The organism is Jannaschia aquimarina, assembly GCF_000877395.1.
GTDB classification, from domain to species: Bacteria; Pseudomonadota; Alphaproteobacteria; order Rhodobacterales; family Rhodobacteraceae; genus Jannaschia; species Jannaschia aquimarina.
On record NZ_JYFE01000080.1, the window covers coordinates 55,894 to 67,059 of the forward strand.

Sequence of the window (11,166 nt, forward strand, 5' to 3'; positions counted from 1 at the left end):
AGCGCCCCCTACCCCGTCGCGGCTCAGAACAGAAGCGCGCAGCCCAGCGTCTCGCGGAACGCGGCCGTCAGCTCGTCCACCGTCTCGGCCGTCACGTACTTCCCGCCCGTTCGGTCGGCGAGGCAGCGGGCGGGCGTATCGGCATCGGAATAGTCGCTTTCGCCCTGGCTCTGCCACGCGAAGAAGTCGCCGCGGACCTTGAAGCCGATCACGTGGACCGTCAGGTCGCGGCCGGTTGCCGCCAGCTCGGCCGCAAGCTGGCATGGGGCACCGAAACAGGTTTCTTTCCCATCGGTCACCAGAACAACGGCCCCGGCTTTCGCCTTGTAGTCAAGGGTTTCCGCGGCGATCTTCACAGCATCGGCAAGGGCGGTGGCGCCATCCGGCTCCAACGTGTCGATGGCCGAGATGATAGCCTGCGCCGCATCCGCGCGGGGCGCGAAGCGTAGGTCGATGCCGGTGCAGCTATCCCCGCCGCCGGGCCCGTAGACCACGAGGCCGATGCGTCGATGGAGCGCGATCTCGGGAATGGCGCGGGCCACGGCACGGCGCGCCTCGAAGATGCGGGGCTCGTCGAGCTGGTTGAAGCCCACCTCCGACATCGAGCCGGAGCCGTCGAAGACGATCATCGCATCCTCGGTGCAGTCGGCGGCCAAAGCGACCGAGGATGTGAGCGTCGCGGTGAGAAAGGCGCGCAGCCACATGGGGGCATGATGGCAGGTTCGCCGCGTCTGTCGAGCCCGGCATTTCGGACCGAAATCGGTGTGCACCCCCTGTGCACCCCCCGTCTGCACAAGCGGCACCGGTCCGGTGCCCGGGGCTTCGCCCGCTCGCAGGCGGATCGCTCCACCAGAGCGATCCCGGGGAGCCTGCTCGACCCCCCGTGCACCCCCTGTCTGCACAGACGATGCCGGATCGGTTGCGCGCCGCATCACGCGGCGCGCCCGGGAACGGATCGAACGGGGCATCGAGCCCCGTCCGATCCGGGCCTCCGGCGGGAGTATTTGGGCCGAGATGAAGCGGGAAGACCGCCGTCGCGGGTGACGGAGGGCATCCGGGCTGGTAGCGCAGGGCATGACCTCCCGCCCGCTGATCGAGAATGCCCGCGCACGATCGCTGTTTCTGGCGCGGCACGACCTGGCGGGGGCGCCCTCGGGTCCAGGGCACGGCCCCGACCTGCAGGGCGTCATCGAAGATCTGGGCTTCGTGCAGGTGGATTCGATCAACACCGTGGCGCGGGCCCATCACATGATCCTGCATGCGCGCCGCACGTCCTATCGGCCGGATGCGCTGCACCGGCTGCATGACCGCGACCGGGGGGTGTTCGAGCACTGGACCCATGATGCCAGCATGATCGCGATGCGTCATTTCCCGCATTGGCGTCTGCGTTTTGCAAGAAACGCGGACGTGTTGGCGGAAAAGTGGACGCGATGGGGCCGGGAGTTCGGTTCGAAAACCGATGCGGTGCTGCGGCGGATCGCGGATCACGGCCCCTGCTCTTCGGCCGATGTCGGCGAGGACGAGGCCCGGTCCACGGGCGGCTGGTGGGACTGGCATCCTTCGAAGGCGGCGCTGGAATACCTCTGGCGCACAGGCGAATTGTCGGTCACGCGGCGCGACGGGTTCCGCAAGGTCTACGACCTGACCGAGAACGTAATCCCGCCGGAATGGCTGAACGCCCGGTTCACGGAGGAGGAGACGGTGGATTGGGCGTGCCGGTCGGCGCTGGACCGGCTGGGCTTTGCCACGAGCGGGGAGCTGTCGGCATTCTGGGATCTGATCACGCCTCCCGAGGCGAAAGGTTGGGTCGAGGCGGCGCTGAAACGTGGCGAGGTGACCGAAGTGGAGATCGAGTGCGCGGACAGGCGGCGACGGCGCAGCCTGGCATGGCCCGAGACGCTGGAGAAACCCGTGGCGGAGCCGCCGGGGCGGATGCGCGTCCTCAGCCCGTTCGACCCGGCCTTGCGCGACCGCAATCGGGCGGAGCGGCTGTTCGGCTTCCGCTATCGGATCGAGATCTTCGTGCCCGAAGCCAAACGGATCTATGGCTACTACGTGTTCCCGCTGCTGGAAGCGGACCGTATCGTGGGGCGCATCGACATCAAAGCGGAGCGGGACCGGGACCGGCTGCAGGTCCGCGCGCTATGGCCCGAGCAAGGGGTACGCTTCGGCGCGGGGCGGCGCGCACGGCTGGAGGCGGCACTGGAGCGGACAGCGCGGCTGGCCGGGGTCCGCTCGGTCGGGTTCGAGGACGGGTGGCTGCGGGAGGCGCGGGACTAGACGGTGGATCGGACGCCTCGGACGTCGACCGCGTTCGTGCGGATCGGGTCTACGGGCGGGCGCGAGACGTCTGGACCTTCCAGATCATCAGTGCACCGTCTTGACGACGCACGAATTGAGGCGTCAGCCGCGGCTCAGCTTCGCCGCGCGCAGGGCCTTGGCCACCCGGTCCGACACGAACAGCGCGCCGGTGAGGCGATCGTCGAGCCACATCTCGGCTGCGCCCTCCGGTGGCGGCAGAACCACCATCGCGTCCTTCATCTCGTGGGAGGTCGAGACCATGTACAGCGCCTCGCCGTCGGGACACTTTCCGACCGGATCGCCCAGGGCGCGGGACTCCGCGACCACCACTGCGCGCCGGCAGGTCAGCACCTGCATCACGTGCAGGTCAGCGCCCTTCCAGAGCGGTGCGGTGCGGGCGGCGTTCAGCACCTCGATCGCGTGGAAGCGCAGCGGGCCGGGATCCAGCTCCTCCAGCAGCGCGCGCGTCTCGGCGGTGACGATTGTCTCCAATCCGCCGAATAACATGAATGGTTGCGGGCCTGACGGCTTTCTTTCATCCGGGATGAGAGAGTATGTGGGGCCGAGATCCGCAGCGGAGACCTCCACGCCGGAGCGGTAGGCCTGTCTGACGACCTTGTTCTTCTTTCGCAGCGCAATCCGTTGCTCTTTCGTGAGCGGATCCACGTCGATATCGTGCTGACCGACCTGCCAGATTGGCTTGGACGCGTTGTTGTCCACACTGCCCGCCGCGAACCAGACCCGGACCGGGCCGGATTTCGCTCCTGCTTCTTTTGTCATCGTGTGACCCCGTGTCTTCCGCCGGCGCGGATCCGCCGGACCCTGCAGCAGCATGAAAGACGGGTTGGACGGCAAATCTGTGACGAAGCTCACCCCATCCGGCAGATTCCGGACCGTATCCGAACGGGACAACCCGCCAGTACGGAAAAGGGCGCCCGGAGGCGCCCCTCGTGTCATATCCGTCCCCACACCCCGTGCCCGGGGGCGGGCAGCACGTCACTGGGTGACGTGCCAATCCTCACGCATGACGGTGCGGGTCTTGATCGGCAGCTTCATCGCCGCCAGGCGCAGGGCCTCGCGCGCGATGCTGTCGGAGACGCCGTCGATCTCGAACATCACCCGGCCGGGCTTGACCTTGCAGGCCCAGAAATCGACCGAGCCCTTGCCCTTACCCATCCGCACCTCGGTGGGCTTGGACGTGACCGGCAGGTCGGGGAAGATGCGGATCCAGACACGGCCCTGACGCTTCATGTGACGCGTCATGGCGCGGCGCGCGGCCTCGATCTGGCGAGCGGTGATCCGCTCCGGCTCGACGGCCTTGAGGCCGTAGGTGCCGAAATTCAGCGTCTCGCCGCCCTTGGCGTTGCCGTGGATCCGGCCCTTGTGCGCCTTGCGGAACTTGGTCCGTTTCGGTTGCAGCATTGGTCTCTACTCCTCAGCGGCGAGGACCGCGGGGGCCGCGGTCGTCGCGACGGCCGCCGGCGCCACGGGGGGCGGGACCGTCCTGGATTTCCTGGGCGCGGCGATCGCGGGCCTGGGGATCGTGCTCCATGATCTCGCCTTTGAAGATCCAGACCTTGATCCCGATGATGCCATAGGGGGTCTTGGCTTCGATATTGGCGAAGTCGATGTCGGCCCGCAGGGTGTGGAGCGGAACGCGCCCCTCACGGTACCACTCGGTCCGGGCGATCTCGGCGCCGCCGAGGCGGCCGGCGAGATTCACGCGGATCCCCAGCGCACCCATGCGCATGGCGTTCTGCACGGCGCGCTTCATCGCACGGCGGAAGCTGACGCGACGCTCGAGCTGCTGGGCGATGCTCTCGCCGACCAGCGCGGCGTCCAGCTCGGGCTTGCGGACCTCGACGATGTTGAGGTGCAGCTCGCTATCGGTGAGCTGGGCCAGCTTGCGGCGCAGCGTCTCGATATCGGCGCCCTTCTTGCCGATGATCACGCCCGGGCGGGCGGTGTGGATCGTGACGCGGCACTTCTTGTGCGGACGCTCGATGATGACGCGGCTGATGCCGGCCTGCTTGCACTCTTCCTCGATGAACTGGCGGATGCGCAGATCCTCGAGCAGGAGATCGCCGTAGTCCTTGGTGTCGGCGTACCAGCGGCTGTCCCAGGTGCGGTTGACCTGAAGCCGCATGCCGATCGGATTGACCTTCTGACCCATCAGGCTTGCTCCTCTACCTGGCGTACCTTGATCGTGAGTTCGGCGAACGGCTTGGTGATCCGTCCGAACCGGCCACGAGCCCGGGGACGCCCGCGCTTCATGGTGAGGTTCTTGCCGACCCAAGCTTCGGCGACGATCAACTCGTCGACGTCCAGGTTGTGATTGTTCTCGGCGTTGGCGATGGCCGACTGGAGGCACTTGCGCACGTCCTCGGCGGTCCGCTTCTTGGAAAAGGCCAGATCGTTCAGCGCCTTCTCGACCTTCTTGCCGCGGATCATTGCGGCCAGCAGGTTCAGCTTCTGCGGGCTGGTCTTCAGCATCCGCAGCTTGGCCATGGCCTCGTTATCCGCGACGCGGCGGGGGTTCTTGTCCTTGCTCATTTGCGCTTCGCCTTCTTGTCGGCCGCGTGGCCGTAGTAGGTGCGCGTGGGCGCGTATTCGCCGAACTTCTGGCCAATCATGTCCTCGGAGACGTTCACAGGCACATGCTTGTGGCCATTATAGACGCCGAAGGTGAGGCCGACGAATTGCGGCAGGATGGTCGAGCGGCGGGACCAGATCTTGATCACGTCGCTGCGCCCGCTCTCGCGGGCGGTTTCGGCCTTCTTGAGGACGTAGGCGTCCACGAAGGGGCCTTTCCATACGGAACGAGACATCTGTTAGCGCCCCTTACGCTTGGCGTGACGCGAGCGGACGATCAGCTTCGACGACGCCTTGTTCTTGTTGCGGGTGCGCGCGCCCTTGGTGGGCTTGCCCCAAGGCGACACCGGGTGGCGGCCACCCGAAGTCCGGCCCTCGCCACCGCCATGGGGGTGGTCGATCGGGTTCATCACGACACCCCGGACGGCCGGGCGCTTGCCCATGTGGCGGACGCGGCCCGCCTTGCCGAGGTTCTGGTTCGAATTGTCGGGGTTCGACACCGCTCCCACGGTGGCCATGCATTCCTGACGCACCAGGCGCAGTTCGCCCGACGACAGGCGCAGCTGGGCGTAACCACCGTCACGGCCGACGAACTGGGCGTAGGTGCCGGCGGCGCGCGCGATCTGGCCGCCCTTGCCGGGCTTCAGCTCGACATTGTGGACGATGGTGCCGATTGGCATGCCCTGGAACGGCATCGCGTTGCCGGGCTTGATGTCGGCCTTCTCGGAGGCCACCACCTGGTCGCCAACGGCGAGGCGCTGGGGGGCCAGGATGTAGGCCTGCTCGCCATCGGTATACTTGATGAGGGCGATGAACGCGGTGCGGTTGGGATCATATTCGATCCGCATGACGGCGCCGGTGACGTCCCGCTTGTTCCGCTTGAAATCGACGATCCGGTAGAGGCGTTTCGCCCCGCCGCCGCGGCGGCGCATCGTGATCCGTCCGGTGTTGTTGCGGCCCGCCTTCTTGGTCAAGCCCTGCGTGAGGGACTTGACCGGACGGCCCTTGTACAGCTCCGAACGGTCGATCAGCACCAGCCCGCGCTGGCCCGGCGTCGTCGGCTTGTACGACTTGAGTGCCATGTCAGCTGTCTTCCGTTTGCTATGTCAGACGGGTCGCCCCGCCGTGGGTATAGGGCCCCGTAGGTCCCCGGCTTGGATGCCGCCCCCACCCTGCCGGGCCGGCGCGACGACAAAGCCCCGGACGAATCCGGGGCCTTGCGGATGGGGGCGTGTAGGGGGGTTTCGGTGGGGGGTCAAGGGCGCTTTCGGACGCCGTACAACTCAGGTGCCTTGTACCGGTAATTCGTGCCTCAATGACCGTCCATTATGAATTCCACCTTGTCCCAACGACGCTCGGCAAGATCTTCCGGAGATATCCAGTACTGAAGAACTCCAACGTCGCCCCACATAAAGCCGACCGCCTCGTCGGTTGCTACCTGAAACAACAGCACCATGCCCGGCTCGATCATATCACTTTCCTGCGGGTTCGTACCGAAGCCAAATAACTGGTGCGGGGACGAGCTATAGGCACTCCGCATCCGGGTGGTCTCAATCTGTCTGCGTATGACATCAGGAATAAAGTCAAAGATCCGACGGGTCCCGCAATACATCTCAAAGTATGAGGACAAAGCTGCGGATCGCGTGACCGTCGTTCCAGCCCCAAATCTCACACTCTTTCCGTCCTTACGGAACCGCCCTTCCATCGACCTAAGATCAACGGCGAAGGCCTGAGCCAAGTGTTCGTCAAGAGGTTCATCAGGGTTCAATGTCGAGAGAATGTTCTGCCAATGCTCCACGCAATCAACGATCTTTCCAACGATCTCAGACGACCCTCGAATGTGTTCAATTACTGATGTTACTACATCCTAATCTGGCTTTGGTCGGCTATTTCGATATTCTAGCGCGACCCGAAGTAAATCTCGGATGATTGCTGAAGCAGCTCGAGCAGGAAAAGGCCAGATCCCTCCATCCAGAGAAGTTCGGTCGCTATCATGAGATGATGGCGCATATTCACTCAAGTCAAGATATACGGAACTCGCCCTTTTTCCGGTGAGTGTCTCAAGGTCGGGAGTAAATGCATCTACTCCCTCCCATAATTGATGTGCCGGGTACTACTTGATGGGCCAGCGCGGAAAAATCGTGGGTGCATCACTCCGAGAAACTGAACCTGCCGTTATATCGTAGCAGTTCCAATCCTCGCCGTAGACCGGGCGAAGCACTGGAGGTTCATGCTCTTTATCGAGCTCTTCATTTGGAACATAGCAAACAGCTCCTTGGTGATCGGACCCTGAGAACGAATCAGTGTCGGCAAAGAATACCAAGAGGCCGGTGTCTGGGAGTGAATACCGAACAGCTACGTTCTGAGCGGCTATCTCAGACAAATCCAACTGCGCGATACAGTGCATCCAACGAGGCCACGTCGCTTTATCGACAGGAGGTCGCCCGCCCAAGCATGACCGCGTCTGTTCCCACTCGGTCTCGTCAGAGCGGATTATTCATCGAGCGACCAACACAGCATTCTCTTCGTTCGCTTTCTGTCGGTCTTTGATGAATCCAAGCAAGGAGGCCTCTTCTCTAAAGTAAGTCACTTCCGTTGCAGATTAAAAAGGGAATGTGTTCGTATCGTGCAAGTAGAACGGAAAAGCCCCGCCGTCTCCGGCGGGGCTCTCCATCTCAAAACGGTCGGCGACCCCGGGCCAAGGCCCGGAACTGCCCGTCCTACGGGTCAGAGCCCCGTCGTCACGTCGATCGTATTGCCCTCTTCGAGCGTCACGTACGCCTTCTTGACGTCCTTCCGCTTGCCCATCTGGCCGCGGAAGCGCTTGGTCTTGCCCTTGGTGATGGTGGTGTTGACCGCCTTCACCTTCACGCCGAACAGCTCCTCGACGGCAGCCTTGATCTGCGGCTTGGCCGCGTCGATCGAGACCTCGAACACGACCGCGTTCGCCTCGGAGGCCATGGTCGCCTTCTCGGTGATGATCGGCTTTCGGATCACGTCGTAGGTGTTCATTTGAGCCGAGCCTCCAATGCTTCGACGCCCGCCTTCGTGAGCACCAGGGTGTCACGCTTGAGGATGTCGTAGACGTTCGCGCCCTGGCTGGGCAGCACGTCGATGTTGTCGAGGTTGCGGGCGGCCTGGGCGAAGCCCGCATCCACCTCGGCCCCGTCGATCACCAGCACACGCTTCCAGCCCAGATCCTTGACCTGCTTGGCAAGCGCCGCCGTCTTCCCCTCGGCATTCGCCGCGTCGAGGATGACGAGCTGGCCCTCGCGGGCCTTGGCGCTGAGCGCGTGCATCAGGCCCAGCTTGCGGACCTTCTTGGGCAGCTCGTGGCCATGGCTGCGGGGCGTGGGGCCTTTGTAGACGCCGCCACCGCGGAAGATCGGCGCCTTGCGGGAGCCGTGGCGGGCGCCGCCCGACCCCTTCTGACGGACGATCTTGCGGGTCGAATAGCTGACCTCGGACCGCTGCTTGACCTTGTGCGTGCCCTGCTGCGCGTTGTTGCGCTGCCAGCGGACGACACGGTGCAGGATATCGATGCGCGGCTCGTGGCCGAACACGTCGTCGGACAGCTCGATCGAGCCGGCCTTCCCGCCGTCCAGTTTGATGACGTCGAGTTTCATTCGTCACCTTCCTTCTTCTCGGGGGTGGCGTCCGAATTGTCGGTGCCCGCCTTCTCTTCGGCGATCTGCGCTTCGGCCTCCTTGAGGGCGGCCTCCTGGGCGGCGGCTTCCTCGGCCAGACGCGCCTCTTCGGCGGCCTTGGCTTCGGCTTCCGCTGCGGCGGCGGCCTCGGCCGCGGCCTTCTCGGCCTCGCGGCGCGCGCTCATCAGCGCGGCGGGCAGGATGGCGTTCTCGGGGAACGGCTTCTTGACCGCGTCCTTGATCGTCACCCAGCCGCCCTTGGAGCCCGGCACCGCGCCCTTGACCATGATGAGACCCCGGTCGGTGTCGGTCTTGACGACCTGCAGGTTCTGCGTGGTCACCCGTGCGGCCCCCATGTGGCCGGCCATCTTCTTGCCCTTGAACACCTTGCCGGGGTCCTGGCACTGGCCGGTGGAGCCATGCGAGCGGTGGCTGATCGACACGCCGTGCGAGGCGCGCAGACCGCCGAAATTGTGCCGCTTCATGGCACCGGCGAAGCCCTTACCGATCGAGGTGCCGGTCACGTCGACGAACTGGCCCTCGAAATAGTGGTCGGCGATGATCTCCTCGCCCACCTCGACGAGGTTCTCTGGATCGACCCGGAACTCGACGACCTTGCGCTTGGGCTCGACCGAAGCGGCCGAGAACACGCCGCGCATCGCCTTGGAGACGCGCTTGGCCTTGGCCGTGCCCGCACCCAGCTGGATCGCGGTATAGCCGTGCTGATCGGAAGTGCGCTGGCCCACGACCTGCAGCGCGTCGAGCTGCAGCACGGTCACGGGAACCTGGCGGCCATCTTCCTGGAACAGGCGGGTCATCCCCACCTTCTTTGCGATAACGCCCGAACGGAGCATCTGGTGATCCCCCTCAGACCTTGATCTCGACGTCCACGCCGGCCGCGAGGTCGAGCTTCATCAGCGCGTCCACGGTCTGCGGGGTCGGATCGACGATGTCGAGCAGGCGCTTGTGCGTGCGGATCTCCCACTGGTCGCGCGACTTCTTGTCGACATGGGGGCCACGGAGCACGGTGAAGCGCTCGATCTTGTTCGGCAGCGGGATGGGCCCGCGGACCTGCGCACCGGTGCGCTTGGCGGTGTTCACGATTTCCTGGGTGCTGGCATCCAGCACGCGGTAATCGAACGCCTTGAGCCGGATACGGATATTCTGGCTTTTCATAGGGTTCGCCCGAATGGCACGACGCCCCCCGTTCACAGAGGTCGGCGCCGTCGTGAGAGTCGAGAGGACGATGCAGGCTCATCCCGCACCCTCGTCGGACCCTGACGGAAACAGGGCGGCAAAGGCCGCCCCGTCCGTGGATGGGGGCCTTTAGCGCCGGTGGAAGCGGGGTGCAAGGGGGTATCGGGCCCAACAACACACCCATCGCCACAAGATCACCGAACGCCCACAGGGTAACACATTCCCGTGGCGGTCTTCCGGGGATTTCGAAGATCCGATCTTCGGTGGACGCGGAGGGCGACCATGCTCGACAGCAGCACAGATATCCGCGCCATTCGCCAGGACGCCCTAGGGGCGGCGGGGCCGGCCGCGAGCCTTCGACGGCGTGCGCGCGGCTATCTGGACCTCTACCATGCGCCGAATGGGACGTGCCTGTTTGCGCTGGTGGAGGCCCATGGCGCCCTCTGGGCGGCGTGGTACCTGGCCTGCGCCAAATGTGCGGCGCTCCCCCTCGCGCTGCTGGACCCGACGGTGCGAATGTCCCCAGCCAAGCGCTACAGGCAGTTCGCGACGTATGTGGATGCCCTGAAGGAGATCAACCAGCTGGTGATGGTCGAAACCTATGTACTGATCCACACGATCAAGAGGCATGGGCCGGAAGGGGCCATCGCCGAGGGGATTCCGGCGGACCTGGCCCATGACTACGCTAGGGCGCTGGACGGGCCGAAGCCGTCGGCGGAAACCCTGCGGGATCTCTACCATCGGCATTTCACCTGGGAGCAGGATCGCGTGATCTCCGACAAGCTCGACGATGCCTTCGCTGTCTTCACCTGGTCGCTCATGCGATCCCTGTGCCAGCGGCCCTGGGTGTGGTTCTCCTATTTCAAGGTGGGGAAATCGATGAATTTCCGCAGCTTCACCGACAAGGTCGAGCGGATAGAGAAGGGTCTGATCGCCGTCGACCGCGCGATCGAGTTCGGACCGGAGCGGTTGGCGCGACGCAGCGACCTGCGGCTGAAAATCTTCCCAGGTCTCTGAGGTCGCCCAGTTGCGGGGGGCGTATGGGATAGGGGCTGGGACCGAGAGTTACAGTGGAAAAGAAGGGCGCCCTGGTCGGGGCGCCCTTCCTCACTGTTGCTGCCGGGTCCTGCATCTTCCGCTTTCAGGAGCCTTTGCGGTGCAAGGGCCCCTGTCGCGAAGGCATGCCCACGAGGGAGACTCCTTCGGCGAGAGAGTGCCCTTATTCCGGGATCTTCGACACGTTCCTTGCTGGCGCGTCAGATCGCTTGGCCTCTCGCGACAAAGGCCGCCCTTTCGGACGGCCTTTGCGCTGTCGGCTCTCGCGCGTTCGCCCCTGCGGGGCGAGCCACGCTTACTCGACGATCTTCGACACGCTCCTTGCTGGCGCGTCAGATCGCCGATTACTCGACGATCTTCGACACGACGCCGG

The 11,166-nt window shown here is 64.8% G+C and carries 15 protein-coding genes; 2 read left to right on the plus strand and 13 right to left on the minus strand.

The features are described from left to right. Nucleotides 1-23 precede the first annotated feature (23 nt). Nucleotides 24-704 carry a vWA domain-containing protein gene (locus jaqu_RS19545; RefSeq protein WP_236687907.1) on the minus strand — a complete coding sequence of 227 codons (681 nt, stop codon included), beginning with the start codon at nt 702-704 and terminating at the stop codon, nt 24-26. 370 nt (nt 705-1,074) lie between these two features. Here jaqu_RS19545 and jaqu_RS19550 point away from each other — a divergent pair, with 370 nt between their 5' ends. Beyond that, the gene (locus tag jaqu_RS19550; RefSeq protein ID WP_043920705.1) at nt 1,075-2,280 is read left to right on the plus strand and encodes a winged helix-turn-helix domain-containing protein; all 1,206 of its coding nucleotides are present in this window, start codon (nt 1,075-1,077) and stop codon (nt 2,278-2,280) included. A 123-nt stretch (nt 2,281-2,403) separates the two neighbouring features. Here the strand turns inward: jaqu_RS19550 and jaqu_RS19555 are convergent, their stop codons facing one another. The 12 genes from jaqu_RS19555 to rpsJ form a co-directional block, all read right to left on the minus strand. Then, on the minus strand, nt 2,404-3,081 hold the full coding sequence (locus jaqu_RS19555; protein ID WP_141134317.1) for a hypothetical protein: 678 nt from the start codon (nt 3,079-3,081) through the stop codon (nt 2,404-2,406). 216 nt (nt 3,082-3,297) lie between these two features. Next, nucleotides 3,298-3,723, minus strand: coding sequence for a 50S ribosomal protein L16 (rplP, locus tag jaqu_RS19560; protein WP_043920707.1), 426 nt, complete (start codon nt 3,721-3,723; stop codon nt 3,298-3,300). A gap of 13 nt (nt 3,724-3,736) precedes the next feature. Continuing rightward, the gene (gene rpsC, locus jaqu_RS19565) at nt 3,737-4,474 is read right to left on the minus strand and encodes a 30S ribosomal protein S3 (RefSeq protein WP_043920708.1); all 738 of its coding nucleotides are present in this window, start codon (nt 4,472-4,474) and stop codon (nt 3,737-3,739) included. Then, nucleotides 4,474-4,854: a 50S ribosomal protein L22 gene (gene rplV / locus jaqu_RS19570; RefSeq protein WP_043920709.1), complete on the minus strand. Its 381-nt coding sequence runs from the start codon at nt 4,852-4,854 to the stop codon at nt 4,474-4,476. Before rplV ends, rpsC begins: the two co-directional genes overlap by 1 nt. Next, nucleotides 4,851-5,129 carry a 30S ribosomal protein S19 gene (rpsS, locus tag jaqu_RS19575; RefSeq protein ID WP_043920710.1) on the minus strand — a complete coding sequence of 93 codons (279 nt, stop codon included), beginning with the start codon at nt 5,127-5,129 and terminating at the stop codon, nt 4,851-4,853. The genes rplV and rpsS overlap by 4 nt, the downstream gene beginning before the upstream one ends. 3 nt (nt 5,130-5,132) lie before the next feature. Beyond that, the gene (rplB, locus tag jaqu_RS19580; protein ID WP_043920711.1) at nt 5,133-5,975 is read right to left on the minus strand and encodes a 50S ribosomal protein L2; all 843 of its coding nucleotides are present in this window, start codon (nt 5,973-5,975) and stop codon (nt 5,133-5,135) included. A gap of 230 nt (nt 5,976-6,205) precedes the next feature. Next, on the minus strand, nt 6,206-6,691 hold the full coding sequence (locus tag jaqu_RS19585; RefSeq protein ID WP_043920712.1) for a DUF1963 domain-containing protein: 486 nt from the start codon (nt 6,689-6,691) through the stop codon (nt 6,206-6,208). 315 nt (nt 6,692-7,006) lie between these two features. Further along, nucleotides 7,007-7,345, minus strand: a complete 339-nt coding sequence (locus jaqu_RS22435) for a DUF1963 domain-containing protein (protein ID WP_161793909.1) — start codon at nt 7,343-7,345, stop codon at nt 7,007-7,009. Between the two features lie 275 nt (nt 7,346-7,620). Further along, the gene (locus jaqu_RS19590; RefSeq protein ID WP_043920713.1) at nt 7,621-7,905 is read right to left on the minus strand and encodes a 50S ribosomal protein L23; all 285 of its coding nucleotides are present in this window, start codon (nt 7,903-7,905) and stop codon (nt 7,621-7,623) included. Beyond that, nucleotides 7,902-8,519 (minus strand): 50S ribosomal protein L4, encoded by a 618-nt coding sequence (gene rplD, locus jaqu_RS19595; RefSeq protein ID WP_043920714.1) that lies wholly within the window; start codon nt 8,517-8,519, stop codon nt 7,902-7,904. The genes jaqu_RS19590 and rplD overlap by 4 nt, the downstream gene beginning before the upstream one ends. After that, the gene (gene rplC / locus jaqu_RS19600; protein WP_043920715.1) at nt 8,516-9,394 is read right to left on the minus strand and encodes a 50S ribosomal protein L3; all 879 of its coding nucleotides are present in this window, start codon (nt 9,392-9,394) and stop codon (nt 8,516-8,518) included. The genes rplD and rplC overlap by 4 nt, the downstream gene beginning before the upstream one ends. Before the next feature lie 13 nt (nt 9,395-9,407). Further along, complete coding sequence (rpsJ, locus tag jaqu_RS19605) at nt 9,408-9,716, minus strand: 30S ribosomal protein S10 (RefSeq protein ID WP_043920716.1); 309 nt, start codon at nt 9,714-9,716, stop codon at nt 9,408-9,410. 303 nt (nt 9,717-10,019) lie between these two features. On the opposite strand from rpsJ, the gene jaqu_RS19610 reads away from it, so the two are divergent. Beyond that, the gene (locus tag jaqu_RS19610; RefSeq protein WP_043920717.1) at nt 10,020-10,754 is read left to right on the plus strand and encodes a hypothetical protein; all 735 of its coding nucleotides are present in this window, start codon (nt 10,020-10,022) and stop codon (nt 10,752-10,754) included. Nucleotides 10,755-11,166: the final 412 nt, after the last annotated feature.

Bases quoted from the DNA above. Each gene is read 5' to 3' on its own strand.
- rplD (WP_043920714.1), bottom strand. From the start codon at position 8,519: ATGAAACTCGACGTCATCAAACTGGACGGCGGGAAGGCCGGCTCGATC.
- rpsS (WP_043920710.1), bottom strand. From the start codon at position 5,129: ATGTCTCGTTCCGTATGGAAAGGCCCCTTCGTGGACGCCTACGTCCTC.
- rplB (WP_043920711.1), bottom strand. From the start codon at position 5,975: ATGGCACTCAAGTCGTACAAGCCGACGACGCCGGGCCAGCGCGGGCTG.
- rplV (WP_043920709.1), bottom strand. From the start codon at position 4,854: ATGAGCAAGGACAAGAACCCCCGCCGCGTCGCGGATAACGAGGCCATG.
- jaqu_RS19610 (WP_043920717.1), top strand. From the start codon at position 10,020: ATGCTCGACAGCAGCACAGATATCCGCGCCATTCGCCAGGACGCCCTA.
- rplP (WP_043920707.1), bottom strand. From the start codon at position 3,723: ATGCTGCAACCGAAACGGACCAAGTTCCGCAAGGCGCACAAGGGCCGG.
- jaqu_RS19590 (WP_043920713.1), bottom strand. From the start codon at position 7,905: ATGAACACCTACGACGTGATCCGAAAGCCGATCATCACCGAGAAGGCG.
- jaqu_RS19550 (WP_043920705.1), top strand. From the start codon at position 1,075: ATGACCTCCCGCCCGCTGATCGAGAATGCCCGCGCACGATCGCTGTTT.
- jaqu_RS19545 (WP_236687907.1), bottom strand. From the start codon at position 704: ATGTGGCTGCGCGCCTTTCTCACCGCGACGCTCACATCCTCGGTCGCT.
- rplC (WP_043920715.1), bottom strand. From the start codon at position 9,394: ATGCTCCGTTCGGGCGTTATCGCAAAGAAGGTGGGGATGACCCGCCTG.
- rpsC (WP_043920708.1), bottom strand. From the start codon at position 4,474: ATGGGTCAGAAGGTCAATCCGATCGGCATGCGGCTTCAGGTCAACCGC.
- jaqu_RS19555 (WP_141134317.1), bottom strand. From the start codon at position 3,081: ATGACAAAAGAAGCAGGAGCGAAATCCGGCCCGGTCCGGGTCTGGTTC.
- rpsJ (WP_043920716.1), bottom strand. From the start codon at position 9,716: ATGAAAAGCCAGAATATCCGTATCCGGCTCAAGGCGTTCGATTACCGC.